Origin of the sequence: Nocardia araoensis NBRC 100135 (assembly GCF_000308435.1) — a bacterium.
GTDB lineage: Bacteria > Actinomycetota > Actinomycetes > Mycobacteriales > Mycobacteriaceae > Nocardia > Nocardia araoensis.
On the sequence record NZ_BAFR01000085.1, the window covers coordinates 19,528 to 46,202 of the forward strand.

At 69.1% G+C, this 26,675-nt stretch carries 22 protein-coding genes and 1 pseudogene; 5 read left to right on the plus strand and 18 right to left on the minus strand.

Annotation, left to right across the window (positions count from 1 at the left end):
• Positions 1-3: 3 nt before the first annotated feature.
• The 11 genes from ON21_RS11255 to ON21_RS35780 form a co-directional block, all read right to left on the minus strand.
• Positions 4-1,143, minus strand: coding sequence for a MarP family serine protease (locus ON21_RS11255; protein ID WP_039797788.1), 1,140 nt, complete (start codon positions 1,141-1,143; stop codon positions 4-6).
• 148 nt (positions 1,144-1,291) lie between these two features.
• On the minus strand, positions 1,292-4,003 hold the full coding sequence (locus tag ON21_RS11260; protein ID WP_039797736.1) for a fumarate reductase/succinate dehydrogenase flavoprotein subunit: 2,712 nt from the start codon (positions 4,001-4,003) through the stop codon (positions 1,292-1,294).
• Positions 4,000-4,740 carry an ABC transporter ATP-binding protein gene (locus ON21_RS11265; RefSeq protein WP_039797737.1) on the minus strand — a complete coding sequence of 247 codons (741 nt, stop codon included), beginning with the start codon at positions 4,738-4,740 and terminating at the stop codon, positions 4,000-4,002. Before ON21_RS11265 ends, ON21_RS11260 begins: the two co-directional genes overlap by 4 nt.
• A complete protein-coding gene (locus ON21_RS11270) occupies positions 4,737-5,594 on the minus strand; it encodes an ABC transporter permease (RefSeq protein ID WP_039797739.1) in 858 nt (285 codons plus the stop codon). Before ON21_RS11270 ends, ON21_RS11265 begins: the two co-directional genes overlap by 4 nt.
• Entirely contained in the window at positions 5,591-7,018 is a 1,428-nt protein-coding gene (locus ON21_RS11275) for an ABC transporter substrate-binding protein (RefSeq protein ID WP_039797741.1), read from the minus strand. The genes ON21_RS11270 and ON21_RS11275 overlap by 4 nt, the downstream gene beginning before the upstream one ends.
• Positions 7,019-7,030: 12 nt before the next feature.
• Entirely contained in the window at positions 7,031-7,258 is a 228-nt protein-coding gene (locus tag ON21_RS11280; protein ID WP_039797742.1) for a 4Fe-4S dicluster domain-containing protein, read from the minus strand.
• On the minus strand, positions 7,259-8,014 hold the full coding sequence (locus ON21_RS11285) for a GntR family transcriptional regulator (RefSeq protein WP_039797790.1): 756 nt from the start codon (positions 8,012-8,014) through the stop codon (positions 7,259-7,261). It lies immediately after the preceding gene.
• Between the two features lie 236 nt (positions 8,015-8,250).
• Complete coding sequence (locus ON21_RS11290) at positions 8,251-9,246, minus strand: 1-aminocyclopropane-1-carboxylate deaminase/D-cysteine desulfhydrase (RefSeq protein ID WP_039797743.1); 996 nt, start codon at positions 9,244-9,246, stop codon at positions 8,251-8,253.
• The gene (locus tag ON21_RS11295; protein WP_245562547.1) at positions 9,243-9,854 is read right to left on the minus strand and encodes a QsdR family transcriptional regulator; all 612 of its coding nucleotides are present in this window, start codon (positions 9,852-9,854) and stop codon (positions 9,243-9,245) included. The genes ON21_RS11290 and ON21_RS11295 overlap by 4 nt, the downstream gene beginning before the upstream one ends.
• A 46-nt stretch (positions 9,855-9,900) precedes the next feature.
• On the minus strand, positions 9,901-11,694 hold the full coding sequence (locus ON21_RS11300; protein ID WP_039797745.1) for an acyl-CoA dehydrogenase: 1,794 nt from the start codon (positions 11,692-11,694) through the stop codon (positions 9,901-9,903).
• A 77-nt stretch (positions 11,695-11,771) separates the two neighbouring features.
• A complete protein-coding gene (locus ON21_RS35780; RefSeq protein ID WP_169332691.1) occupies positions 11,772-14,768 on the minus strand; it encodes a helix-turn-helix transcriptional regulator in 2,997 nt (998 codons plus the stop codon).
• A 184-nt stretch (positions 14,769-14,952) separates the two neighbouring features.
• Between ON21_RS35780 and ON21_RS11310 the strand changes: the two genes are divergently transcribed.
• The 3 genes from ON21_RS11310 to ON21_RS39255 all read left to right on the plus strand — a co-directional run bounded on the left by ON21_RS11310 (position 14,953) and on the right by ON21_RS39255 (position 17,113).
• Positions 14,953-16,098: an epoxide hydrolase family protein gene (locus ON21_RS11310; RefSeq protein WP_039797746.1), complete on the plus strand. Its 1,146-nt coding sequence runs from the start codon at positions 14,953-14,955 to the stop codon at positions 16,096-16,098.
• Between the two features lie 243 nt (positions 16,099-16,341).
• Positions 16,342-16,740: an NUDIX hydrolase gene (locus tag ON21_RS11315; RefSeq protein ID WP_218004065.1), complete on the plus strand. Its 399-nt coding sequence runs from the start codon at positions 16,342-16,344 to the stop codon at positions 16,738-16,740.
• A gap of 97 nt (positions 16,741-16,837) precedes the next feature.
• Positions 16,838-17,113, plus strand: a complete 276-nt coding sequence (locus ON21_RS39255) for a hypothetical protein (RefSeq protein WP_169332690.1) — start codon at positions 16,838-16,840, stop codon at positions 17,111-17,113.
• A 170-nt stretch (positions 17,114-17,283) separates the two neighbouring features.
• Here ON21_RS39255 and ON21_RS11320 read toward each other — a convergent pair whose 3' ends face one another.
• A complete protein-coding gene (locus ON21_RS11320; protein ID WP_218004066.1) occupies positions 17,284-18,243 on the minus strand; it encodes a helix-turn-helix domain-containing protein in 960 nt (319 codons plus the stop codon).
• A 188-nt stretch (positions 18,244-18,431) separates the two neighbouring features.
• On the opposite strand from ON21_RS11320, the gene ON21_RS11325 reads away from it, so the two are divergent.
• Positions 18,432-18,773 carry a hypothetical protein gene (locus ON21_RS11325; protein WP_039797748.1) on the plus strand — a complete coding sequence of 114 codons (342 nt, stop codon included), beginning with the start codon at positions 18,432-18,434 and terminating at the stop codon, positions 18,771-18,773.
• 708 nt (positions 18,774-19,481) lie between these two features.
• Here ON21_RS11325 and ON21_RS11330 read toward each other — a convergent pair.
• Positions 19,482-19,955 carry an SRPBCC family protein gene (locus ON21_RS11330; protein WP_039797750.1) on the minus strand — a complete coding sequence of 158 codons (474 nt, stop codon included), beginning with the start codon at positions 19,953-19,955 and terminating at the stop codon, positions 19,482-19,484.
• Positions 19,956-20,018: 63 nt separating this feature from the next.
• Between ON21_RS11330 and ON21_RS11335 the strand changes: the two genes are divergently transcribed.
• The gene (locus tag ON21_RS11335) at positions 20,019-20,783 is read left to right on the plus strand and encodes a metalloregulator ArsR/SmtB family transcription factor (RefSeq protein WP_039797752.1); all 765 of its coding nucleotides are present in this window, start codon (positions 20,019-20,021) and stop codon (positions 20,781-20,783) included.
• A 16-nt stretch (positions 20,784-20,799) separates the two neighbouring features.
• Here ON21_RS11335 and ON21_RS36950 read toward each other — a convergent pair.
• The 5 genes and pseudogenes from ON21_RS36950 to ON21_RS11355 all read right to left on the minus strand — a co-directional run.
• Positions 20,800-20,961: pseudogene (locus tag ON21_RS36950) on the minus strand (NAD-dependent epimerase/dehydratase family protein); the annotation flags it as partial.
• A 279-nt stretch (positions 20,962-21,240) separates the two neighbouring features.
• Positions 21,241-22,794 (minus strand): MFS transporter, encoded by a 1,554-nt coding sequence (locus ON21_RS11340; protein ID WP_245562549.1) that lies wholly within the window; start codon positions 22,792-22,794, stop codon positions 21,241-21,243.
• Between the two features lie 154 nt (positions 22,795-22,948).
• On the minus strand, positions 22,949-24,784 hold the full coding sequence (gene cysC / locus ON21_RS11345) for an adenylyl-sulfate kinase (RefSeq protein WP_039797754.1): 1,836 nt from the start codon (positions 24,782-24,784) through the stop codon (positions 22,949-22,951).
• On the minus strand, positions 24,784-25,716 hold the full coding sequence (gene cysD / locus ON21_RS11350) for a sulfate adenylyltransferase subunit CysD (protein WP_039797755.1): 933 nt from the start codon (positions 25,714-25,716) through the stop codon (positions 24,784-24,786). The genes cysC and cysD overlap by 1 nt, the downstream gene beginning before the upstream one ends.
• A 9-nt stretch (positions 25,717-25,725) precedes the next feature.
• Positions 25,726-26,625 carry a helix-turn-helix domain-containing protein gene (locus ON21_RS11355; protein WP_039797756.1) on the minus strand — a complete coding sequence of 300 codons (900 nt, stop codon included), beginning with the start codon at positions 26,623-26,625 and terminating at the stop codon, positions 25,726-25,728.
• Positions 26,626-26,675 lie beyond the last annotated feature (50 nt).

Sequence of the window (26,675 nt, forward strand, 5' to 3'; positions counted from 1 at the left end):
CGGTCAGGAGGCGCACGGGCCGGTGTCGACCGGGCGGTCGGAGCGCCACCCGTGGTCGAGCCGGTCGAGAACTTCCGGCAGGCTGGTGGCGAAGCCGACGTTGCTGTTGTTCTCGTCGACACCGAACACGATGGCCAGCACGCGGCCGTCGCGGTCGACCAGCGGCCCGCCCGAATTGCCGTGCTGGATCGAGCCGTCCAGGGTGTAGATCTCACGTTCCCCGACACCGGTGCGGTAGATGTCGCGCACCTGGCGTTCGGCCCGGCCGCGCACCCGCGTGGCGGACGCGGCGTAGGACCCGCCCCTGGGGTAGCCGAGCGCGATCGCGTCGGCGCCGGGATCGGCGGGTTCGGGCGCGACGGTGAGGGCGGGCGCGGTGAGACCGGGGACGGCGAGCACCGCGATGTCCATGGTCGGATCGAATTGCACGACGGTCGCGGCGAGCGGTCCGGCCGCGGTGTCGACGGACACTTTGCTGGAGCCCGCGACGACGTGCGCGTTGGTCAGCACGCGCTGCGGCGCGATGACGAATCCGGAGCCGGACTGGCGCACGCCGCAGGTCGGCGCGAGGTCCTGGACGCGAAGCACGCTCTGGCGCAGTTCGGCGGGCATCGGTCCCTCGGCGATGCCCGGATCGGGCGGCGGGAGCGGGCGGCCCAGCCCGGCGTCCACGATCGGTCCGGTGAGCACTTCGGACAGTCCGGACAGCCAGAACGGCGCGACCTCGTCGACAGTCTGCACGGTCGTCGAATCACGCACTACTGCGGCGGATTCCAGCGGTGCGGCGAACAGCCACACCACCAGTGGAACCGCGAACACATGGGCGAGGCATCCGCACAGGGCGTCGACGCGGCGCGCGACGGGATCGGAAACCGTCGCACGCGCGGCTCGTCCGGCCCGGTGCCCGGCGACCGCGCCGAACGCGACCAGCCCCACGACCACCGTCAGCACGAGCAGCAGCCGCACGGCGCCCGGCGCCAGCTGACCCAGCGCCGTGGCCGAGAGCCCGGCGCCGAGGATGGCCCCCGCCAGAGCGCCCGCGAAACCGGGCAGCCCCACGATCGCGCCGCGACGCCAGCCGAGCACCGCGGCCACCACAACGGTGCCGAGGACGGCGAGATCCAGCCAGTTCGGCAAGGTCAACGCCACACTCCCGTCGCTGCTGATGGACAACGGCGACGGATTCGTCGTCGGCCGCCCCGTCGCCAACCGGCTGTGTCACGGCCGACGAGTCGGCAACGGTCGAGCCGCTAATCTAATCAGCGATTCGAGCTGCGGCAACCAGGTGGCGCTAGGCCGTGGGCTGGGTGGCCAGCGCTCGCCGGGCATACGCGCGCACGTCGGCATCGGTGTCGTCGATCGCGGCGCGCAGCGCGTCGTGCGCGGCGGGCAGATCCGGCCACGCCGACAACGACAGCACCGCCGCCTTGCGGACGTCGAGATGCGGATCGTGCAGTGCCGCAGCCAGGATCGGCACCGCGAGGTCCGGGTCGGCGCCCGCGAGCCCGCGCGCCGCCCCCACCCGGATCTGCCAGGCCGAGTGGCGCAGGGCGGCCTCCAGCGCGGTGATGTCCGCGGGCTCGGCGCCCAGCTGCGCGAACGCGGTCAGCGCCGCGGCGCGGACGAGCGGGTCCTGGTCGTCGGCGAGGCGGCGGATCACCTCGGCCCCGCCGTCGCCGATGGCGGCCAGGCCCTGGGCGACCGCGATCCGCACTTCCCGGTTGCCGTCGGCGGCCACGGTGGCGACGCCGTCCCGATCGTTCAGCGAGACCAGCGCACGGACCGCCTCGATGCGGACGCGATGGTCCTCGTCCGCCAGCGCCGCGCGGTAGTGCGCGGGCTCGCCCGCCCGCAGGGCACGCAACAGATCGATGACCGTGGACCGCACGACGGGATCGGGCGAACCGAGTCGGTCGGAAAGCCCTGCGGCCGAAGGCAAGACCTCGACGAGCTCGCGCAGGCTGGCCGCGGCGGCGCGGCGGACCGAAGCCGCCGCGTCGTCCAGCGCGTCGCTCAAGGCGGTCGCGAAGCCCTCCGGGGTGTGCTCGGTCAGCACCGAGATCGCCGCGGCCCGCACGCCCGCGTCCGGATCCGTCAGGTAGGCGGACAGTTGCGCCACGGTGGGTTCGTCGAGAGCGAGCAGCGCAACGATCCGAGGTGACGGGGGAGTGGTGGGCTGCGACGGCGAACCGGGCACGGTGCGATCGGGCTCAGCGGCGTCGGCGGTGTGCGGCGCACGGCCGACGACCTGGTGCGGCTGGTGCACCGGCACGGCCTCGACATCGGCCGAGGGCAGGTCGTCGAGCCCGGGCACCGCAACCAGGTACGGCGCCACCGGCCGTTTCAGGAACGCCATGGTTCCGTCGGGGTTCTTGCGCAGGTTCAGGTGGTATCGCCATTCGACATCGTCGCGTTCGGGTAGGTCGGCGCGCTCGTGGTAGAGGCCCCAACGGGATTCGGTTCTGGTCAGGGAGCTGCGGGCGGCCATCTCGGCGCAGTCGCGGATGAACGACACCTCCACCGCGCGCATCAGCTCGTGCGGCGTGCGCGCGCCGATGCCGTCGACCTCCGCTTTCATCCGATCGAAGGTCTCCACCGCGATGGCCAGCTTGGTCGCCGTCTTGGGCGGCGCGACATAGTCGTTCACGAAGCGCCGCAGCTTGTATTCGACCTGCGGTTGCGGCGGTCCGTCCGGCTGGCGCAGCGGCCGGTAGATCAGCTCATGGGCGGCGGCGAGCTGGTCCTCGGGCAACTCGGCGGGCGCGGCGACCTCGTCCAGGGTGGACGCGGCGTGCGCACCGGCCAGATCGCCGAAGACGAACGCGCCGATCATGTAGTTGTGCGGCACGCACGCCAGATCGCCCGCCGCGTACAGGCCGGGCACGGTGGTGCGGGCGTGCTCGTCGACCCACACGCCGGAGGCGGAATGCCCACTGCACAAGCCGATTTCGGAGATGTGCATCTCGATGTCGTGTGTGCGGTAGTCGTGGCCGCGGTTGGCGTGGAAGGTGCCGCGGGTGGGGCGCTCGGTGGTGTGCAGGATGCCTTCGAGCGTGCTGAGCGTCTCGTCGGGCAGATGTGACACCTTGAGGTAGATCGGACCGCGCGCCGATTCGATCTCGCGCTTCACCTCGGCCATCATCTGGCCGGACCAGTAGTCGGAGTCGACGAAGCGTTCGCCTTCGGCGTTGACCTGGTAGCCGCCGAACGGATTGGCGACGTAGGCGCAGGCCGGACCGTTGTAGTCCTTGATCAGCGGGTTGATCTGGAAGCATTCGATACCGCTGAGTTCGGCCCCGGCATGGTAGGCCATCGAGTAGCCGTCGCCCGCGTTCGTCGGGTTCTCGTAGGTGCCGTACAGGTACCCGCTGGCGGGCAGCCCGAGCCTGCCGCACGGCCCGGTGGCCAGGATCACCGCCTTCGCGCCGACGGCTACGAATTCGCCGGTGCGGGTGTGCAGGGCGGCGGCGCCGACGGCGCGTCCGTTGTCGGTGAGCACGCGCACCGGCATGAGCCGGTTCTCGATGCGGATCTTCTCGCGCATCTTGCGCTGGCGCAGCACGCGATACAGGGCCTTCTTGACGTCCTTGCCCTCGGGCATCGGCAGCACGTACGAGCCGGACCGGTGTACCCGGCGCACGGCGTACTCGCCGTACTCGTCCTTCTCGAACTTCACGCCGTAGCGTTCCAGCCGCTGCACCATGGCGAAGCCGCGCGTCGCGGTCTGGTAGACGGTGCGCTGGTCGACGATGCCGTCGTTGGCGCGGGTGATCTCGGCGACGTAGTCCTCCGGTTCGGCCTTGCCCGGGATCACGGCGTTGTTCACACCGTCCATGCCCATGGCCAGCGCACCGGAGTGCCGCACGTGCGCCTTCTCCAGCAGCAGCACGTTCGCGCCCTGCTCGGCGGCGGTGAGCGCGGCCATCGTGCCCGCCGTGCCGCCGCCGATGACGAGCACGTCGCAGTCCAGCCGAATGCGTTCCGACAGCGGCGGAATGTTCACAGTCTCTCCAGGATCTCGGCCTTCGTCGCGGCCCGGTCGAGCGCCTCGCGCGGGCTCGGCACCGGCACCAGCGCCCGCAGCGTGCCGCCGCCGAGGACGGCGATGCGGTCGCCGAGCAGCAGGGCCTCGTCGAGGTCGTGGGTGACGAAGACGATGGTGGTCGGGTGGGCGCGCCAGGTCTGGATCAGCAGGCGCTGCATGGTTTCCCTGGTCTGGGTGTCCAGTGCGCCGAACGGCTCGTCCATCAGCACGGCGCGGGGCGCGGCGGCCAGGCTGCGCGCCAGCTGGACACGCTGGCGCATGCCGCCGGACAGGTCGCGCGGCAGGTAGTCGGCGTAGCCGGTGAGCCCGACCTCCTCGACCCAGTGCAGTGCGGTGGCTCGTCGCTGTGCCCGGGGTGTGCCGCGCAGGCGCAGGGCGAGTTCGATGTTCTGCCGCACGGTGCGCCACGGCAGCAGCGCGTCGTCCTGGAACACCAGGGCGCGGTCGGCCGCGGGTCCGGTGACGTGGTCGCCGTCGGCCAGGACGGCTCCGCCCTCGGGGGTGCGCAGTCCGGCGATCGCCCGCAGCAACGTCGACTTGCCGCATCCGGATTTGCCCACCACGACGAGGATTTCGCCCGGCGCGATGGACAGGTTCAGTCCGTCGAGCACCGGTTCGCCGCCGTAGGCGATGCGTACGCCGGTGAGCTCCAGGCGCATCCCGGTCGCTGCCGGTGCGTCGATCACTGTGGTCATGCTTCGACCTCCCTGGGCAGCCAGCGGGTGATGCGGCGACCGGCCAGCTCGACCAGCCCCGATGTCGCGAAACCGAGGACACCGATGGTGATCATGCCGACGAACACCGCCGGATAGTCCACGATGGTGTAGGCCTGCCAGGTGCGGTAGCCGACACCGAGTCGGCCGGAGATCATCTCCGCGGAGATGAGGCAGATCCACGCCACGCCGACGCCGACGGACAGCCCGCCGAAGACGCCGGGCAGGATGCCGGGGAAGACCACGCGGGTGAGCACGTCCAGCCGGGACGCGCCCAGCGTGCGCAGCGCGTCCTCCCAGATCGTGGGCAGTGCGCGCACCGCGTGCCTGGTGCTGACCAGCACCGGGAACAGTGACGCGGTGAACGTGATGAACACGATGCCCGACTCGTCGCTGGGGAACAGCAGGATCGCGACCGGCACCAGCGCGATGGCCGGGATCGGGCGGACGAGTTCGGCCAGCGGGCCGAAGGTGTCGGCGAGCAGCCGCGACCGGCCCAGCCCGATGCCCGCGATCACGCCGACCACCGCGGCCAGCCCGAAGCCGGTGACGATCCGGATCAGCGACTGCGCGATGTCCAGGTAGTACCGGTCGGAGTGCAACTGCGTGCCGAACTCGGCGACGATCTCGGTGACGGTCGGCAGCGTGTCGAAACGCAGTCCCGCCGCCCGCACGTTGTTGACGGTGAGCAGCTGCCACAGTCCGACCGCGGCGGCGACCGACGCCACGCGCAGCAGACGCGAGCGCCAGGCCGACCGCGACGCCGGGTCGGCGTCCGATCGGGTGGCGGGTTCGGCCGTGGCTCGTACTGCCGGAGCGGCGAGTTCGCTGGTCATCCGCGTACTTCCGTGACAGCTTGGTCGTAGCCGACCGGCGTGGCGGACGGATGCGCCTGCCGGTAACGCTGCGCCGCGGCGGCTGTGGTGAAGGGCAGGTAGGCCGCGCCGTCGCGCAGCCAGATCGACTTGTCGGCGAACCAGCGGGTGCCGAGTTCGGCATCCGGGACGTACGCGGCGCGGATCGTCCGGCCCTGCGCTTTCGCGGCTTGGACGGCGCGCAGCAGGCAGGTCGGGTCCGCGGCCGGTTGCGGCGTCGCCGCGCCGTCCACCCACAGTTCGCCGGCCAGCGCGGGGTTCTCCGCCGCTTTGCCGCAGACGGGGTCGGCGCCGGTGACCCGGGTCGGATTGGCGGTGACGGCCAGATCGCGGTCGTAGTCGCCGCGTCCGGTCTCCGCGTACGCCTTGCGCAGCGGCCCGTCGTCGACGAACCGATCGATGTCCAGGTCCGCGAAATCGCCGATCGACTTCAGATAGGCCACATCGCCTTTGAGCGCGTTGATCAGGCTCGACTTGAGCGTGGTGTCGAAACTCGTGCCCCCTGGACCGTTGTAGAGGTACACCACCTCCTGCGGCAGCCCGGATCCGTCGGCGACGATCTTCGCGGCTTCGAACGGCTTCTGCTGAAGGAACTGGGTGGCGTCCAGCTGTGCGGCGAGGAACGCCTGGAGCACCTCCGGGTGATCGGCGGCGTACGCGCGCCGGGCCACCACGCCGTGGAAGGTCGGCACACCGAGTTCCGCGCCGTCGTAGAGCAATTTGGCCTTGTTCTGGAACACCACCAGGCCGGGCCACGCGACGAACTGCGACAGCGCGCTCACCTGGCGGGATTCCAGCGCCGTCGCGCCGATCTGCGGCTGCTGGTTGAGCACTTCCACGCCCTTGGCCGGATCGATTCCCGCCCGCGACAGCGCTTGCACCAGGGTGCCGTGCCCGGCCGAACCGACACTGGCCGAGATCTTCTGCCCGGCCAGGTCGGCGATGCCGGTGGCAGGCGAATCGTTCGGCACCACGACCATGTTCAGCGCGCCCTTGGGGTTGTACCCGGTGACCGACACCAGTTCGGTCCGCGCGCGCTCGTTGACCTGGGTGCGGGAGCCGTTGATCAGCAACGGATAGTCGCCCATGGAGCCGATGTCGATCTTCTCCGCCACCATCTGCGCGGTGATCGGCGCGCCGGTGTCGTAGTCCTGCCACTCGACCTGGTATTTCGCGCCGCCGTTGTCGGTGATCTTCTGTAGCCGCTGCTCCAGATAGCCCTGCGCGCGCAGCAAGGTGCCCGCGGTGACGGTGTTGATGGTCTTGGACTGGTAGCCGACGACCACTTTGACGGTGCCCGCGGGGGTGTCGTCGGACTGCTCCAGCGAGCACCCGGTCAGCGCGAGCGCGGCGGCGAGCAGGACGGGGGCGAGTTTCACTTTCATCGGTCTTCCAGATCAGCGGAGCAGATAGGGCATGTTGACGGTGACGGCGCCGGTGGGGCAGCGGGCCGCGCAGGGACCGCAGTACCAGCACTCGTCCACATGCATGAAGGCCTTGCCGTTCTCGGGGTTGATGGCCAGCGAGTCGAGGGGGCAGATCTCGACGCACAGCGTGCACCCCTGGATGCACAGCGACTCGTCGATGGTGACGGGGATGTCGGCGCGCTGGTTGACGAGTGCCATCTAGAGGACCTTCCATTCGGGGGTGCTGCGGGTCAGGCTGCCGCGCATGGTGATGCGGTCGCCGCGCATGCGGATGTACTCCAGGTCGACCGGGCGGCCGTCGTCGAGCCGGGTCAGTCGTTCCAGCATCAGCAGCGGCGCGCCGCCGGGGATGTCGAGGGTGGAGGCGGTGTGCGGGTCGGCGGGCACGGCCTCCAGGGCGAGGTCGGCCGAGCCGAGCGAGTGGCCGCTGATGCGTTCCAGCAGCACGAAGACGTCGGTGTGCTCGAGGTCGTGGCCGAGCACCTCGGTCCCGATGTCGGGGACGAGGTAGGTGAGGTCGAGACTCAGCGGCAGATCCGCCAGGTAGCGCAGGCGCTCCAGGTAGACCACGCGCTCGCCCGGCGCGAGACCGAGCCTGCGGGCGACGGCGGGCGGCGCGGTGACGTGCATCGCGGCGCGCACCTCGTTGCGCACGGTGCCGTGTCCCTTGAAGGTCTCCTGCAACCCGAGCAGCGCGTCGAGTCCGTGGTCGTACTTGCGGGTGGCCACCCTGGTGCCCACCTTGGGCGCCCGGTCGATCAGGCCCTCGTCCTTCAGCAGCGCCAAGGCGTCGCGGACGGTGTTGCGCGAGGCCCCGTACTCGGCGGCGAGCTCCTGTTCGCTCGGTAGCGCGCCGTCGAACACGCCGGCGTGCAACTGGTGGCGCAAGATGTCGGCCACCCGCCGCGCTTGATCGGCGCGCAACTGCCGCACCGGCGTGGGTTCCGCTGCCACCTTTTCCGCCTTTCTGTCGCTGACCTGCACGAATAGCGACGATAGTGCGGTTGTGGCCGCGTCCTTTCCCGCGTCTGCGTCAGGAGAAATCAAGGGATGTTATTGCGCCGGGTGCCGTGCGGCCCGACCTGGCGATATGCCCGGCTGTCGGGCCAATCCGCCACGTCGGGCGCAACCGGCCGAATTACGATCACAGCGATTCGAAAGCGGGTTCGCGCGGACCGCGCGGCACAAATCTACGGTCGCGGCCCGTAAGTATTGAGGAACAGCACCGGTCCGGCGCGGAACACACCAGAGCCGTCCATGGCCAGCAGCGCGGCGAGGGCTTTGGCGGTGTAGACGGTCTCCAAGCGCAGTCCGGCTTGTTCGGCGCGCTGCGCGGCCGCCAGGGCGGCGGGTGTGGGGTGGCCGTAGCCGGGGCCGAGCCACTCGGTGGTCATCGTGACGTCCTCCGGCCGCGGCGCGGTCGGCGTGATGCGTGCTCCGCGGGCGCGGAGCAGGCGTTCGGTCCGCGCGGCGAGCCGGACGATGTGCTTCGCGTCGAGGGGCAGCGTGTCGTTGACGACGACTCCGACGACGCGCGTGCGCAGCCCGGCCAGGCGCAGACCGAGTGCCAGGCCCGCGGCGGTGCCGCCGGATCCGACCGCGGTGACGACGTGGCCCGGCTCGGGCAGCTCACCCGCGGCGACCTGGGCCGCGAGTTCGCACGCCGCCTCGACGTAGCCCAAGGCGCCGACCGGCGACGACCCGCCCGCGGGCAGGAAGTACGGACGCCCGCCGCCCCGGATCCGGCGCAGATACAACCACGGCGCCGCGAGGATCGTCCGCGGTTTGCTGTGCGTGAAATGCAAAGTGGCGCCGGAATTCCGCAGCCGCCGCAGTTGCGCGCGCACATGGTCGTCCACCGGCTGGTCCACCAAGGCGAGTTCGGTGTCGATGCCCTGGGCACGGCCGTACAGGGCGGTGGCGAGCCCCCAATTGGTCCCGGTGCCGCCGACGGTGAGGATGGTGCGCGCGCCGCGCCGCCGTGCCTCCGGCAGCAGCCATTCCAGCTTGCGGACCTTGTTGCCGCCCCAGCCGCCGTCGCCGTACCCGCTCTCGTCCTTGCACCACAGCTGGGCCGTGGTGCCGAGGTCGTAGCGGCGGACGGGCGTCGGAGCGGTGCCGAGGCGGACGAACGGCAAGGTGTCGGCCACCTCCGGGAACCGCTCGTGCAGCAGTGCTCCGCTCATGGCGTGATCGCGTCGGGGATGCCCAGCAACGCGGCCTGAACCTCGTGCAGCCGGTCGACGTCGCCGCGAATGCCCGCGACGTTGTCGTTGTACAGGAACGCCTCGCCGAGCCGGACCAGTGCGTAGGCCAGCAGCGCGGGTTCCAGCGGCGGTTCGTATCCGTCCTCTTCGGCGGCGCGCACGATCAGCTCTTGGACGGTGCCGACGACCAGCGGCTGCACCGGCCCGTCGCTCGCGGTGAGGATGCGCAGGCCGGACAGCGGCTCGTTCTCGAAGTAGCGCCGGAACGGCTCGTTGTCGGTCATCCAGCGGTTGACCCGATACAGCACATCCAGGATGCGCCGCGCGCCGGTGGAGCGGCGGCGGGCGTCGGCGCGGGTGAGCAGCGCCTCGAACTCCCCGGCCAGAACGGCGCCGAGCACTCCGTCGCGGGATCCGAACCACCGGTAGACCGAGGCGCGGCTGAGCCCGAGCTGCCCGGCGATCGCCTGGATGTCCACGCGCTCGCCGGACAGGAACGCCCGGCGAGCGTGCTCGATGACCTGTTCCCTGGTCGCTGAGGCCGGGCGGCCGGGAGGGCGGGTGGTCCGCTGGCTGGAATCGATCACCGCGGAATGGTACATCCTCTAGAACATGTATCGAAACGGGCCGTGCTCAGAACCACGCGTCCCGCATCTGCAAGGTGGTGGTATCCAACCTGGCGAGCAGATCCAACGCCGGTGCGGTCTTGGGCAATTCGAAACGATAGAAGAACCGGGCCGCGTGCCGCTTGCCATCATAGAAATCGCCGGACCGGTCCGCGGCGGCGAGGAACTGCTCCAGCCAGATCCAGGCCAGCACGGTGTGCCCGAACGCTTCCAGATACACCGAGCTGTTGGCCAGGGCGGCCTCGATGTCGCCGGAGGCGAACAATCCCGCGGTCACCTCGACCAGGCGCCGCCACGCCGAATCCAGTTGAGCGGCGAGCTCGACCGCCTCGCCGCCCGCCGCCCGCGCGGCCGTGATGGTCGCGTCCACCCGGGCGCCGAGTGCGAGCAGGGCGGCGCCGCCCTGCTGGGTCACCTTGCGGCCGAGCAGGTCCAGGCCCTGGATACCGTGCGTGCCCTCGTGGATCGGGTTGAGCCGGTTGTCCCGGTAGTGCTGCTCGACGTTGTATTCGCGGGTGTAGCCGTAGCCGCCGAGCACCTGGATGGCGAGGCTGTTGGCCTCCAGGCACCACTGCGAGGGCCAGCTCTTGGCGATCGGGGTCAGGATGTCCAGCAGCAGGGTGACCGCGCGGCGGTCGTCCTCGGTCTCGGCGGTGCGCTGCTCGTCGACCAGCCGCGCGCAGTAGAGCACCAGCGCCAGCGCGCCTTCGGCATAGGACTTCTGGGCCAGCAGCATCCGCTTCACGTCGGCGTGTTCGATGATCGGTCGCTGCGGCGCGGCGGGGTCGGCGGGGAGCTTTGCCCGGCCCTGCGTGCGCGTCCGGGCGTAGTCGAGCGACTCGAGGTATCCGGTGTAGCCGAGGGCGGTGGCGACCAGGCCGACGCCGATACGCGCCTCGTTCATCATGTGGAACATGTAGGTCAAGCCGCGATGCGGCTCGCCGACCAGGTAGCCGATCGCGCCGGGCGCGCCGGCGGGCGTCCAGCGGCCCTCGCCGAAGTTCAGCACGGTGTTGACCGTGCCGCGGAAGCCCATCTTGTGGTTGAGCCCGGCCAGGGCGACGTCGTTGCGCTCACCGATGGCCCCGTCGTCGCCGACCAGGAAGCGGGGCACCACGAACAGGGAGATGCCCTTCGTGCCCGCGGGGCCGCCGGGGATCTTGGCCAGCACCAGGTGCACGATGTTCTCGCCGAGTTCGTGATCGCCACCCGAGATCCACATCTTGGTGCCGAACAGGCGATACGTGCCGTCGTCCTGCGGCTCGGCGCGGGTGACGATGTCGGCGAGCGAAGAACCGGCCTGGGGCTCCGACAGGCACATGGTGCCGAAGAAGCGGCCCGCGAGCATGGGCTTCACGAATTTCTCGACATGTTCCCGACCATGGGCGACAAGCAGATTCGCGTTGGCCACGGTGAGGAACGGATAGCCGGCGGTGCCCGGGTTGGCTGCCTGGAACCAGGCGTAGCTCGCCTGCGCGACGGTCGCGGGCAGCTGGGCGCCGCCGAGTTCGTAATCCATCGCCGCCGAGGGCAGCCCCGCTTTGGCGAAGGCGGCCAGCGCCTGGCCGACCTCCGGGATGATGGTCACGCGCTCACCGTCGAACGTGGGTTCGTTGGCGTCGTTGAGCTTGTTGTGCGGCGCGAAGTACTTGGTGGCCAGCTGCTCGCTGAGCTCGAGCACGGCGTCGAAGGTCTCCCGCGAGTGCTCGGCGTACCGCTCGCGTTTGGTCAGCGCTTCGACGTCCAGCCATTCGTAGAGCAGGAACTCGAGATCGCGCCGGGACAACAAGGTCGACCGCATCAGCCAGTCCTTTCGAGACATGTTCGACGTACTGTATCTTACGGGCCGGTGGGAGGGTGCGGGCATCGCGGTGGTCGTCACGCGGAGCCGAGCAATCCGCGTTCGCGCGCGATCGCGGCCGCCTCGGTGCGGCTGGACGCACGGAGCTTGGTGAGGATCCGCGAGACGTGCACTCCCGCGGTGTTCGCGCTGATGAACAACTCGGCCGCGATCTGCCGGTTGCTCGCGCCCGTGGCCACCAGGCGCAATACGTCGAGTTCGCGCGGGGTCAGGCCCGAGGTACTCGCCGACCGGGCCGGGGCGGGCCGGTTCCCGGCTTCGGCGAGGTCGATCCCGGCGCGGTCGGCCAGCTGTCTGGCTTGCTCGGCGAGTGGCGCCGCCGCCAATTCGTCCGCCAGCCCGAGGACCGACCGCAGTGCGCTGCGTGCTGCCGCGCGGTCACCCCCGGCCAATTCCGCGCGGCCTGATTCGATCAGGCTGCGCGCCAGCTCGTACGGCCGACCCAGGGCTCGCCAGGAGGAAGCCGCCGCGTCCCAGTCGGCGGGACGACCGCTGCGCACCGCATAGCAGGATTTCCGGTATGCGGCGTCGACCGCGCTGGTAACCGGCAGCTTCGCGATAGCGGAGTCGAGAACCATGGGCGCGCAACGTGTACGGGCGATGGCCTCGGCCAGTGCCCATGCCTCGTGCGGGTGCGCGACCAGATCGTCCGCGGTCAGCGTCGCGGCGCCGATCTCGGCGGCGCGCTGCGGATTGCCCGCCGCGTGCGCTATCTCGGTCTGCACGGTGTGCAGCTGGATCTGATATTGCCTGGCCCAGTGCCGATTCCCGAGCAAGGGTTGCGCGGTTGCCGCGCTCGCCGCCGCGGCCTGGTCCTCCCCACGCGCGAGCATGATCCGCGCGTGACACAGCAGCAGCGCGGCGGTGCTCAACGGGGGCAACTGCTCGGTGAGCGATTCGTCGATCAGCTCCAGCGCCTCGTTCCAGCGGCCCAGCGCTGTGAGCGCCTGCGCCCACTTGACCAGCAGGATCGGCGCGGCCTCGGCGAATCGGTAACTCTCGTGCGCGGCGCGCAAGCCCTGCTGGATCGCCGTGATGGCCGCCTCGTCGGCGCCTGCCGATATCAGCAGCGCCGTCTCCCACAGCACGACGGTCAGGAATGTGCCCGGATCTCCCGCGGCCTCAGCGGCGGCATGCGCCTGCTCGAAATGGGTCATGGCGACGTCGGGACGGTTCGCGGTGGCCAGCCCGAGATAGGCGTGGGCACGCGCCGCCAGCGACGCGGCGCTCCGGTCCTCGCGAGGGTCGCTCGACCGCCGCCGGTGCCTCGCTGCGTCCGCAGCGGCCGTGTCCTCCGCTTCGACGCCCCCGCCCGGGTTCGTTGCGACCGCGCCCGGCGCGCGGAGCGCCGATGCCATGACCGGCGAGGTGTCGGCGACGGGCGGGTCACCACGTAACTGTTCGGCCACTTCGACGGCGGCGCGCGCGTCGTTCTCGGCCGCCGTCGCGCCGCTGAACACCCGCACCGCGGCGAGTTCGGCGAGGATTTCACCGCGCAGCAGGGTCGGCTGGTCCGAAGGAAGATATGTCAGCGCCGCGAGCAGGTCGTCTTCGCCGCCGCCGCTGCTCTGATTGCGCAGTCCGGCGCGGTAGTAATGCAGGCGCGCGGTCCGCTCCGGGTCGGTCCCCACATCGATGGCGGCCAGCGCCTCGTCGGCCGCTGCGATCCCGCGCTCGACGACGCCACCGCGATGACATGCGGTCACGAGCGCTGCCAAGACGTCGAGCCGATCGGCGTCCACCCGTCGCGCCGCATCCGGTACGCGATCCCACAAATCGAGCACCCGGTCCAGATGGTGCACCTGATCGCGATGCGCGCTCACCCTTTCCGCCTCCGCTGCGGCGTCCCGCGCGGCTTCGAATGCCAGCGGCAGCTCTCCGGCGGCATACGCGTGGTAGGCCAGTTCTGCGGCCGGGCATCGGTCCGCATCCGGCTTCCTTTGCCGTGTAGCCAGGGCTTTGGAAAGTCTGCTGTGCAGCGCTTTTCGCTCCGACGGTAGGAGGTCTTCGTAGACGGCGTCGCGGATGAGAACGTGCCGGAACTGGTAGCCGGTGTCGGTGGAAACCAGGAGCCGCTGGTCGACCAGCTGACGCAGTGCTGTGACGAGCGCACCCTCAGGGAGATCGGAGGCGGCCGCCAGCAGGGTGTGCCGGACCGGTGACCCGGCCGCCGCTGCGAGCCGCAGCACCGACGCGGCCTGATCGGGCAGGTCGGACAGGTGATCGAGCAACAGCTCCGACAGCTCGGCGGGCGTGTCCTCGGGTGCGGGATCGAGTGCCTCGACGTACAGCGGAATTCCTTTGCTGCGCTCGAAGATCCGCCCGATGGTCCCTGGCTCCGGCTCCCTGCCGCGCAGCGCGGCCAATTGCCTGCCGACCTCGTGCCTGGTCAGCGGTGCCGGATTCAGCAAGCGGACACTCGGGTCTCGGCGCAGGCTCGCGATCAGCTTGCGCAACGGCTCGGAATCGGCAGGCCGGTGGGTGCCGACCAAGAACAGATCGCCTTCGGCGATGTTGGCCACCAGGAAGGCGAGCAATTCCAGGCTGGCGTCGTCTGCCCAGTGCAAGTCTTCCAGCACCACCACCAGCGGTTTGGTCATCGAAAACTGTTCCAGCACGGTGAGGATCTCGCCGAACAACCGGATCCTGTCGGTGTCTGCCTCCGCCGCGCCCGACCGCGCCGCCAGTTCCGGAAGCCAGCGCGCCAGCGCCGGTCGCATCGGAAGCAGCGTCGCGAGCGCCTCCACGCCCTGGTCACGCAGCAGTGCGCGCATGACCGCGACGAACGGCGTGAACGGCACCCCTTTCGCGCCGAATTCCGGGCACCTTCCGTACGCCACTACCGTACGAGCCCCGAGCCGCGTCCGGAACTCCGCGACCAACCGCGACTTGCCGATACCCGCCTCACCCCCGACCAGCACGGTATGCACCGCCGGGTCCCGATAGGCATCCTGCAACGCCGCGAGCTCAGCGGCCCGCCCCACAAACGCGCCGCACACCGGAAGGCTGACCACGGCGCGATCATGCCCGCACCGCGCCCTCGACGCCAACCGTGGCAGCCGCCCAGCACCGAATGGAGTTCGCGAGTGGCACACCATCGAGAGGTCTTCTCGGCCGATGCCGCAGTGGTGTGCCACTCGCGGAAATAGTGATTTCTCGTGATGCGGCGGCCACCTCGTTACGCGAAATATCAATCGCATGACGAACACCGAGATCCACCCCTTCCGTATCGATATCCCGCAGGCCGACCTGGACGAGCTTCGGCTGCGGCTGGTCCGTACCCGCTGGATCGATGACCTGCCCGGCGCCGGCTGGGAGCGCGGTGTGCCGACGGCGTACCTGAAGGAGCTGGCCGGGTACTGGGCCGAGAAATTCGACTGGCGTGCGGCCGAGGCGGAGCTGAACGCCTACCCGCAGTTCACCACCACCATCGACGGCCAGAACGTGCATTTCCTGCACGTGCGCTCGGCGCGGGAGGACGCCACACCGTTGCTGTTGCTGCACGGCTGGCCCAGTTCGGTGGCCGACTTCCGCGACGTGATCGGCCCGCTCACCGACCCGGACTCGGACGCGCCCGCGTTCCACCTGGTCATCCCGTCGCTGCCCGGCCACGGTTTCTCCGGCCCGCTCACCGAGCGAGGCTGGAACGACGGCCGGATCGCGGCGGCGCTCGCCGAACTCATGGCTCGCCTCGGCTATGACCGCTACGGCGTGCAGGGCGGCGACCACGGCGCGTTCATCGCCCCGGCCCTGGCGCGGATCGACACCGACCATGTGCTCGGTGTGCACGTCAACGCACTGGTCACCTTCCCGACCGGCGACCCCGCCGACATGGCCGCCCTCACCGACGCGGAAAAGGCGCGGCTCGCCGCGATGAAGAAATTCCAGGACGACGGCTCGGCCTACATGAACCTGCAAGGTTCCCGCCCCGACACCATCGCCCAGTTGCTCGCCGACTCCCCGGCCGGGCTGCTCGGCTGGATCGCGGAGAAATACCGCGAGTGGACCGACAGCGCCCACGACCTGCCCGAACAAGCCGTCGATATCGACCGCCTGCTCACCACCGTGAGCATCTACTGGTTGACCGACACCGCCCGCAGCGTCGCCAACCTGTACTACGAACGCTTCCACGACGCCACCATGTTCGCCCCGAAACCGAAGGGCACCGTGCCCACCGGCGTCGCGGTCTTCAAGGACGGCGACTACGCCATCCGCCGCTTCGCCGAACGCACCCACAACATCACCCACTGGTCGGAGTTCTACTCCGGCGGGCATTTCCCCGCACTCGAGGTACCGGAGCTGCTGATCGGCGACATCCGCGAGTTCTTCCGGTCGCTCGGCTGATTCGAATGGAGTCGTTGGGCAGGCGGTCGTCGCCGCCTGCCTGAGGTCATGCCACGACTACCGATGCTCGTCGGCGGCCCGCCGGACTGAGATAACGTCGAGCAGGTGAACCGCACTCAGTGGACTATCCACGGCGAGCGTCTCGTGGACGAGAATCGCCATATCAGATTGTCGACCGTGGATGTGGAGCTACCTGACGGAGTGAAGTTCACGCAATACGTTGCGCGCATGCCGCGATGCGCGATGACGTTGGTACTGAACGACAAGCGCGAGGCGCTACTGATGTACCGGCATCGCTTCATCATCGATCGTTGGGTATGGGAACTCCCGGGCGGTTACGTCGACGGTGCCGAGGACGTAGCGACCGCCGCGGCACGGGAGGTCGAAGAGGAGACCGGCTGGCGTCCGAACACCATGGAGCATCTGGTCACCTATCAACCGGCCATCGGCACGCTGGATCAACCGCAGGAGATCTACCTGGCCCGTGGGGCGCGCTTGACCGACACCCAGCCGGACATCAACGAGGCCGAGAAGATCCGCTGGATTGCACTCGAGGAAGCGGAACGGATGATCGGGCGGGGCGAGATCGTGGGCGCCGCAACGGTAGTCGCGGTGTACCGAGCACTCAGTCTGCCCGCCTAGCGATCGTCCTGACCTGCTGTCGGAACTCTGCGACATCGGGCAGCGCCGCGTGTGTAGAAAGGCGACTACGCAAATCACGCAGGTAAGCAATTGTGCGTTGGGATCGCAGCCCACCGACGAGTTCGAGCGCTTCAGTACCGAGTCGGACAGCTTCGTGTGGATCGCCATCGACGAGGGCGGAAGCCAGCAGGCAAAGATTGAACGTCCGCGCGTGGTCACCGAGGTCGCGAAAATTGATCAGCTGCACGCGACCACGAGTCGCTCGACGGCCGAAACGGATCAGCCGCGATCGATCCCGCACCAAGCGGCGAAACCCCGCACACTCTCATTGCTGCGTGCGTCGTCGCGTGCTAGGACGCGAATGGTCTCGTGAACCATGGGGTGGTAGCGGGTCTGCGTCGGCGCGATCTCCTTAGCTTTGCGCAAGGAGGTAAGGGCTTTCGTCCGATCGCCGTGAAGCAGGAATCCGCGGGCCAGGTCGATGTAATGGTGGCCCGCGCGCTCCCGGGGCGTCGTGGCTGGGAGACGCACGTGCTCGGCGCGTTACACCGCCTCGGTGCCATCCATCATCTCGACGGCCAGCCCGACCGACCAAATGCCGACATTCGTGACGCCGAAGCAGAGCCGGTAGTCGTCTCGGTCGCCACCGAGGCGGCGGGCAGTTTCTCGCGCTTCGGCGAGGTGTTCGTCGGCTACATCGCGCCGCCCCGCGCGAGCTGCGGCGAGACCGGATTTCAGGTGCAGATTGCCCCACATGCTGAGGACAGTCGGATCGTTGCCGCTGATCTCGGATTCGATGGTGGCGCGGCCGGATTCGAGAAAGCGCAGGGCGGTCGACCATTCGGCCGTGCAGATCAGCTCGCCCGCACGCTGATAATCGCCCGCGAGGACGGCCAGTTGATCACCGGATTGCGCGGCTGCCCATTCGTACCGCTCGACGCACAGCGAGGAAAGGTCGATGTAGCCGAGTTTGTACACGAGTTGCCCGGTCGCGGCGAACACTTCGGCGAGGAGCCCGAAGAGGCGCTCGCGCTTCGCTCCGCTCGCGCTGTGCCATGCGACGCGGAGGTCCGCGAGCAGGCCGGGTAGGAGCGTGCCGAGATCGCCGAGGTTGACGGAGTGACGCATCGCGGACGCCCTCGCGACGTCAGCGGCGAGTTCGCGCTCGGGCCGTGCGTTCATCGCGCCGTCCGGCTCGATCTTGTAAGCGGCCAGTTCACGGCGGATCTCGGGTACCCCGGCATGCACTAGCTGTTCGTCGCGAGTCTGGCGTGGGTAGGGCTGCTCTAGGAGGTCGGCGAGGTTCACCCGCAGCGCGCGGGCGCAGGCCGCGACGAAAGCCGGAGACGCGGGCGCGCGGCCGCGTTCGACCTTGCGGACCAGGCTCGCCGAGAAGTTCGCTTCCCGTGCGAGTCTCTCCTGGCTCCATCCCGCTAGTTTCCTTGCGACACGTACTTTGTCGCCGACACCGGACTCCTGGGTCATCGTCATCACGGATTCCATTCCACAGACTTCCTTATCCCCAGAGTGACAAATCTTTTGCCGATTCGCTGTCTTGTTCGTCGGTCACAGTTTGGTCCGGCCTCGGCGCCGGGTGAGCACATCCCTTGTCTCAGCACTGATCGCGTTCCCAGGATCCAAGAGATCCCCGGCGCCGGGTGCCACACCACATCGACGGATAAGGGGTGGACATGGTGGAAATCGCGCTGGGCTATATCCGGCTGGATCAGTCCGGCAAGGACCACGTCGAGGAGGAGCGCGCGATTCGGGCGCTAGCCGAACGAAAGGGCTATCCCGAGCCGGAAGTGCTGGTCGTGGATCGCGATGCGCTGATGCCGACGCTGCTGCTCGTACAGGCGATCCGCCGGGTGGGCGCTTCGGCCGTCATCGCTCCGACTCGGGAGCACATCTGGACTGCCAGGCGTGCGCTCACGGAGGAGGTGGCGCTGATTGTCGTTGCACCCGAACAGATATGGGAGCGTGGGCACCGGTGGCCGCCGTTCGGATCGTCGGGGAGCGGGGTGGGCGTTTGATGTCCGGCTGGTCCGAGTTCGGCGTAGCGCTGATGCTGGGGGCGGCTGCGGTCGCGGTACTGCTGACTGTCTTCCTCGCGGCGAGCCGATGGTGGCGGAAGCCGTTGCGTGGTCCGAGCGTCTATCACATCGCCGAACGCGTGGGCCATGAGCAACTGTGCCTGCTGGGCTGGCCGCCATTGGGTTGGCCTGCGGTAGAGCCGAGAGACGGCCCGGAATTCGCTCCCGGTGATGCGCACGCGCTCATGCAGGTGCATTTGGAATGCGATGCGAACGAATGCTCGTGGAAATGCGCGGCGGTCGAGGCTCTGCGGCTCGCCGGGCCGGATGCGCCCTTCCAAGTATCCGCGCCGACCAGACCGCCATTGACCCGCCGGTCGGCAACCGTCGCGTGCTCCGCGAACTACCGGCCCGTCGTCGCGACGGGCCGTAAATTGCCTCGGCATCGCGGAGCAACAGCGTCACCGGCCCCGTACTCGGAGGGTCAGACGCTCGCGACAGCGGTGATATCACGTGGAAGCACCGTAGTCAGGACTCGCTCGGGGACCGGAGGCCGTCGAGCGGCGGCCGGAGCGATGGTGTGATCGACGTATTTCCTTCGGAGGCGTTGAGTCCAGAGACCGTTCTTGTGAGCCCACTGATCAGTCGACGTGGTGCGTTGAAGCTGCCCGCGCTGCTGGTTTCGGGTTCGGTTGTCCGGTCCGAAAACTAGCTGCCGGAGACGATGGCGGCAAGGTTGGCGAGCTCGTTCTCCCGTCCCTGGGTGAGGCGCTGAGTCCAGACGTCGTCGTGCATGGCGTCGACGGTCATGACCACGCGGACGCCCGCGTCGGTCGGCTCGAGCTCGACGGTGGTGAGGAATTCGTACGGCTCGACGCCGGGGATGAAGTCGGCCAGGGAGGTGTAGGCGAGCCGGTCGGGGCCGTCGATCTCGGTGAACGTCTTGCGGGACTCGGTGGACAGTGGCATGCCCGCGGATCGCATGAATTCGATCTGCTCGGGGGCGGTCGCGGTCATCGTGTAGACCAGTTCGCCGCCAGGGCGCAGGTCGAGCTGGTCGACGCGGACGGTGAAACCGTCGGGTGCCCACCACTTCTCGATGCCCGCCGGGGTGGTCCACAGTTCCCAGATCGCCTGGGCGGTGGCGGGGTAGTCGCGTTCGATGCGGATCTGCTCGGGCATGTCGTGCTCCTGGTTCAGAAGTATTCCTTGAAAGGAATATATATGAGGAGGCATGCTTGGTCAATGGACCCCGCACTATTCGCCGCTCTGGCCGAACCGAACCGCATGCGGATCGTGGAGTTGCTGAACGCCGCGCCGCGTCCGGTCGGCGAGATCGCTACCGCACTCGGCCTGAGACAACCGCAGACGACCAAACATCTCCAGGCGCTCGAGCGCGCGGGCCTGGTGGTAATGGAACCGCTCGGGCAGCGCCGCATCTACGCCCTGCGCCGGGGTCCGCTGCGCGAGCTGCGACAGTGGCTGGCGGGATTCGAGGCCGACCATCCCTCGGAGTCGGTGCTCGCGGAATACCGGGTGGCAATCGCCGCCGAGCCGTTGTCGGCCCACGAATTCCATCGGACGCTGTCGGCGCCGCCGGCGACCGTGTGGGAGTGGTGGACCTCGCCCGACCTGGCGCGCCGGTGGTGGCACCCAGCGCATTTCGAGGTAGCCGACTGCGTCTTGCGGCCGGTCATCGGGGGCGCCCTGTCGATCGTGCTCCGCGAGGGCGACGGTGCGCTGTATTCCAGCACCGGGCGCTACCTCGAAGTCGTTCCGCCCGAACGGCTCCGGTTCGAGTTGTCACCGCTGGACGGCAACGGGACCCCGTTGTTCCGGGCCGACCATCTCCTCGAGTTGACCAGCGTCACCGGCGGGACCCGCGTCGACCTACAGATCGACGTGTCCGACCCGGCCCCGGGCTCGGAACCGGCCATGGCCGGCATCCGCTTCGGCTGGAATCAGCTGCTGGACAACCTCGCTCACGTCATCAACTCGGCCACAAGCTGATTCGGCTACAGGCTGATTCGGCTACCGAGTGATGCCTCGCCCGGGCTCCTTTCCGCCCGAGCGCGGCGGCCGATGCATCCGAACGGGCGAGCCCGGTGACCTCGTGACCAGCGTCCAGCAACTGGTCGACGACGGCCGAACCGATCCATCCGGTCGCTCCGGTGACAAAGATTTCCATGCTGATACTCCTTCGTGTAGGTCCGCGACTACTTCGCTGATCCGATCCGGCGGCGAGCAGAGCGGCGACCAGCGGTCTGTGATGTAGGCGGACGGCCGTAACCCGTGCAGGGGTATCCGCTGGTCGGCTGCCGGTGCTGACACGGCGACCGGTGGTTGCGCAGCGCACTGGGCAAAGCGCTGAATCGGCCCGCATATTGAGCTGATGGCGGCTATTTGGGGGAAAGCTGTCCGATGGTTGTCGGACTACCGCACCCGATATGTCGATATCGTCCGCTGATCAACCGGCGACGGGCCCCCTCCGCCGGGACAGCGCAGACTGCAGCACCACCAGCCCGCCGAGGACGAGTACGGTCACGCCGATCGCGCGGAGTCCGGCGTCCGCGCCCGAGACGAACGCCGTTATCACTTCGGTGGCGCGATCGGGGGCGGTCGAGGCGAGGGCTTCGGCCACGGTGTGCGGGGAATGGCCGGCGCGGATGTCCGGCGGCAGGGCGGCGGCGAACCGTGCGGTGAGCACCGTGCCGATGACGGCGACGCCCAAGGCGCTGCCGAATTCCCGGGTGGTGGCTTGCAGTCCCGCTCCGACTCCGGCTTGCTCCGGCGGCAGCGAACCGGCGATGGCGCCGGACAGCGTCGGAAGCGCCAGTGCCACACCGATTCCGGTGACCACGGGCCACGTCGCGTAGGCGACGTAGGACGTCTGCGTACCGCTGGTGGACAGTCCGATCAGTCCGCAGCCGAGGAACGCGAAGGCCAGTGCGATGGTCGCGTCGAGGCCGATGTGTCTCGAGACGCGTCCGGCGTGTCGTGCGCCGAGGATGATCGGGATGGTCAGCGGCACGATCCCCAGCCCGGTGCGCAGAACGCCGAATCCCTTGGCGTACTGCAAGAACGACGCGTTGACATAGAACAGCGCGAACATGCCGAAGAAGACCGCCGTCATCCCGAGGCAGGCACTGCGCAGGCCGGGTACTCGGAACAACCGGGGATCCAGCAGCGGGTGCTCGACCTTCAGTTCCACGACCGTCCACACGGCGAACAGCACAGCGGCGCAGACGAACCCGGACACGACCACCACGCTGTCCCACCCCGCCTCCGGCCCTTGCACGATGCCGAGCAGCAGCGCGACCGACGCACCGACGAGCAGCACCGTGCCGATCGGGTCGAGGCGGCGATCATGGCGCGGCGACACCGGCGCGACGCGTCCCACCAGCGCGGCGAGAACCAGGCAGATCGGCACGGCGGCAGCGAACATCCACCGCCACGATCCGCCCGACAGGATCGACCCGCCGCCGACGTTGCCGACGACTCCGCCGATGCCCGTCATCGAGGCCCAGGTGGCGATGGTCGCGCCCTTGCGTTCGGCAGGGACTGCGTGCAGCAGGACCGAAAGGGTGTTGGGCAGCACGGCGGCGGCGCCGACTCCGGTGATCGCACGGCCCGCCAGCAGCAGCGCCACGTTCGGTGCGAGCGCGGAGATCAGTGCGCCCGCCGCGAACAGCACCAGCCCGATGAGCAGCACTCCCTTGCGCCCGAGGCGATCCCCGGCGGCACCGCCTGGGATCACCAGGCACGCGAAGACGATCACGTAGGTGTCGACGATCCAGACCAGCGCCGAGGCAGACAGGTGAAGCGCGCTCGCGGCGAGCATCGGGACGGCGAGATTGATGGCGGCGACCATCCCGACGACGAGCACCACGCAGGCGCACATCACCGCGAGCAGGCCACGCCGCGTGCCAGGAGGGGACATCGGGTCCGGTGACGAAGCCCGATCCGGGATCAAGACATTGAACGGCATGTCGACGACGGTGTGGACCTCGCGTGTCTGCATGCCACGCAACTTTGGCAATTATCTTTTTGTACATCGTTCCGAGCGCGGACATCGTCCGCTGATTGAGGTAGCGGCGTTTCAGGGCTGACGCGGTACATCCGGAGATCGGCGCCCGCACCGCCGCTGATCTCCGGATATTTGGCGCCGATGCCGATCAATCCATCCGGCTCAACCGCGCGAGGATCGTCGCGGCCATCGCCGCCGGGTCGCCGTGGTCGGGTCGCAGGACGATCTCGGCTTCGGTCGGCGCTTCGTAAGGATCGTCGATGCCGGTGAAACCGCGGATCTCACCCGCGCGCGCTTTGGCGTACATCCCTTTCGGGTCGCGGGCCTCGCACACCGACAGTGGCGTGTCCACGAAAACCTCCAGGAACGGGATGCCCGCCGCTTCGTGGGCGGCGCGGACGCGGTCGCGGTCGGCGCGGTAGGGGCTGATCAGCGAAACGACGGCCACCACACCGGCTTCGGCGAACAATTTCGCCACTTCGCCGACGCGCCGCACGTTCTCCTCCCGATCGGCCGCGCTGAATCCGAGATCGGAGTTCAAGCCGTGGCGCAGGTTGTCGCCGTCGAGGAGGAACGCGGGGCGGCCCGCCGCCACCAGTCTGCGCTCCAGTTCTACGGCGACGGTGGACTTCCCCGAGCCCGACAATCCGGTGAGCCAGACCGTCAGCCCGCGGGTGGCGCGCTCGTCACGCTCGACGGCGGTGGAGTGCCACACCACCCGGGAGGACGGCAGGGTGGGGCCGGTGATCATGCCGGCGGCGACGGTGTTGTTCGTGGTGTCGTCCACCAGGATGAAGCTGCCGGTGGCCCGGTTGCGCCGGTACGGGTCGAACAGCAGGGTCTGGCGGGTGCGCAATTGCACGCGGCCGATCTCGTTGAGCGACAACGCTTGCGCGTGCTCGTCGCGGTGCAGGGTGTTGACGTCCAGCCGGTAGTCCAGGGAGCGCACCTCGGCGGTGGCCGCGCGGGTGGTGTGCCGGATGGTATAGGTCGCGCCGGGCGTGAGCTGGGTGTCCTCGGCGAACCAGCACACCATCGCGTCCAGGTCGCGCCCGGTGCTCGGGCGGTTGTTCGGGCGGCAGATCAGGTCGCCGCGGGAGATGTCCAGTTCGTCGGCGAGCTGGATGGTGACCGCTTGCGGCGGGAAGGCTTCGGCGACGGGTTCGCCACCCGGCCCCCAGATCGCCTGCACCGTGGTGGTGAAGCCCGACGGCAGCACCGCCACTTCGTCGCCCGGTTTGAACACCCCGCCCGCCACGGTGCCCGCGTAGCCGCGGAAGTCTTGGGCGTGGCTGCGGGTGACGTACTGCACCGGGAAGCGCGAGTCGATCAGGTTGCGGTCCGAGGCGATGTGCACTTCTTCGAGATGGTGCAGCAGGGGCGTGCCCTCATACCACGGCATGCTCGCGCCCCGGTGCACGATGTTGTCGCCGTGCAGCGCCGACACGGGCACGAAGGTCAGATCGGAGACGTCCAGTTTGGAGGCGAATCGCGCGAACTCCTCGCGGATCTCCTCGAACCGCTCCTGCGACCAGCCCACCAGGTCCATCTTGTTCACGCACAGCACCAGGTGGGGGATGCCGAGCAAACTGGCGAGGAACGCGTGCCTGCGGGTCTGCTCCACCACGCCCTTGCGGGCGTCCACCAGGATCAGCGCCAGGTCCGCGGTGGACGCGCCGGTCACCATGTTGCGGGTGTACTGGACGTGCCCCGGGGTGTCGGCGATGATGAATTTTCTTCTGGGCGTGGCGAAATAGCGATGGGCCACGTCGATGGTGATGCCCTGCTCGCGTTCGGCGCGCAGGCCGTCGGTGAGCAGCGCGAGGTTCGGGTAGTCGTCGCCGCGGTCGCGGCTGGTGCGCTCCACGGCGGCGAGCTGATCGGTGAACAGCGTCTTGGAGTCGAACAGCAGCCTGCCGATCAGCGTCGATTTGCCGTCGTCGACGCTGCCCGCGGTGGCCAGGCGCAACAGTGTGGTCGTCATCAGAAGTAGCCTTCGCGTTTGCGGTCTTCCATCCCCGCCTCGGAGATGCGGTCGTCGGCGCGGGTGGCCCCGCGTTCGGTGACCCGCGCGGCGGCGACCTCGGCGACCACCTCCGCGGGGGTGGCCGCGGTGGACTCGACACAGCCGGTGCAGGTCGCGTCGCCGACGGTGCGGAACCGCACGGTCGCGTCGTACGGCTCCTCGCCGTCGAGCAGCTGGAGAAAACGCGTGTGCGCCAACAGCATTCCGTCGCGCTGCACCACCGGCCTGCGGTGCGCGTAGTACAGCGAGGGCAGCTCGATGCCTTCGGCGGCGATATAGCTCCAGATGTCCAGCTCGGTCCAGTTCGACAGCGGGAAGACGCGGATGTGCTCGCCCGCGCGGTGCCTGCCGTTGTAGAGGTTCCACAGTTCGGGGCGCTGCCTGCGCGGGTCCCACTGGCCGTACTCGTCGCGGAAGCTGAACACCCGCTCCTTGGCGCGGGCCTTCTCCTCGTCGCGGCGCGCACCGCCGAAGACCGCGTCGAAGGCTCCTTCCTGGATCGAGCGCAGCAGCGTCGTCGTCTGCAACCGGTTGCGCGAGGCGCGCGGCCCGGTCTCCTCGACCACCCGACCGGCGTCGATGTCGTCCTGCACTCGTCCGACCACCAGGCGCAGGCCCAGGCGCGCCACCGTCTCGTCGCGGTAGGCGATCACCTCGTCGAAATTGTGCCCGGTGTCGATGTGCAGCACCGGGAACGGCAGCGGCGCCGGCCAGAAGGCCTTGGCCGCCAGGTGCAGCATCACCACCGAATCCTTGCCGCCGGAGAACAGCAACACCGGGCGCTCGAATGTCGCTGCCACTTCACGGAATATGTGCGCCGACTCGGCCTCGAGCGCGTCCAGATGGGGCAGCTCGTAGGTGCTCGCCGTCGACTTCGCGTACTGGCTCACACCGCAAAACTAGAACACGTTTCGGTTATTGGTCAATGGTTTGCGCCCGCTGGAGTTCGCCGTCACCGCGTCGGCGGCGGCCACCAGCGCGGCGCCGCGGCGGGTGATCTCCGCTCCGGTGATCGAGCGGCCGACGTACATCGTGAGCACCATGTTCTGCCTGCCGTCGCCGTCGTAGGTCGGCGCGGCGAGCAGGCTCACCGCGTGCTCCTTGCGCGGCCGCAGATCCGAGCCCAGATACACCCGCTCGCCGAGGCTCGTCACCAGCTCGCCGACCAGTTCGCGCAGCTCGGGCGGTAGATCGCGGTCGGCGACCCCGGCCAGCAGCGAGTACAGGCGCCGTCCGGCGGTGGTCATGCTCTCGACCAGGAATCCGCGGTCGCGGCATTCGGCGACGACCTGGCGCAGGCGCGCTTCGTCCTGCCGCAGCGGCACCGCGGGCGGCTTGGCCAGCCAGGCGTCGAACGCCGCGTCGGTGTCCCAGAGCACGTACATCAGGCCGACCGGCGGCGCGAAATGGTAGGCCGCACCCACCTTCACCAGCCCGGGACCGGTGCTCTCCAGCACCATGATCTGCTCGCCGACGACCGCGGACGCGGTGCAGGTGGTGTGGTAGCGCGCGGAGAGTTTCTCCAGCTCGACGCGGGCGAGCGCGGAGATGGCGAAGCTGTCCTGCGCCACCCGGCCGGCCGCGATCAGCGCGGGCCCGAGCCCGTAGGTGCGGGTGTCGGCGTCGCGCATCAGGTAGCCCCCCGCGGTCAGCTCGGTGAGGATGCCCAAGCAGGTCGGTTTGGCCAGGTCGAGTTCGCGGGCGAGCTCGGAGAGCCCGAAGCGTTTCCCGCGCTGTTCGACGAAGAAATCCAGGATCTGCACCACGCGTGCGGTGGGCGCGGACCGACGGCCGACCATTGACCACTCCTAGAACACGTTCTAATCTGTCTCGTATCGAAATGTACCAG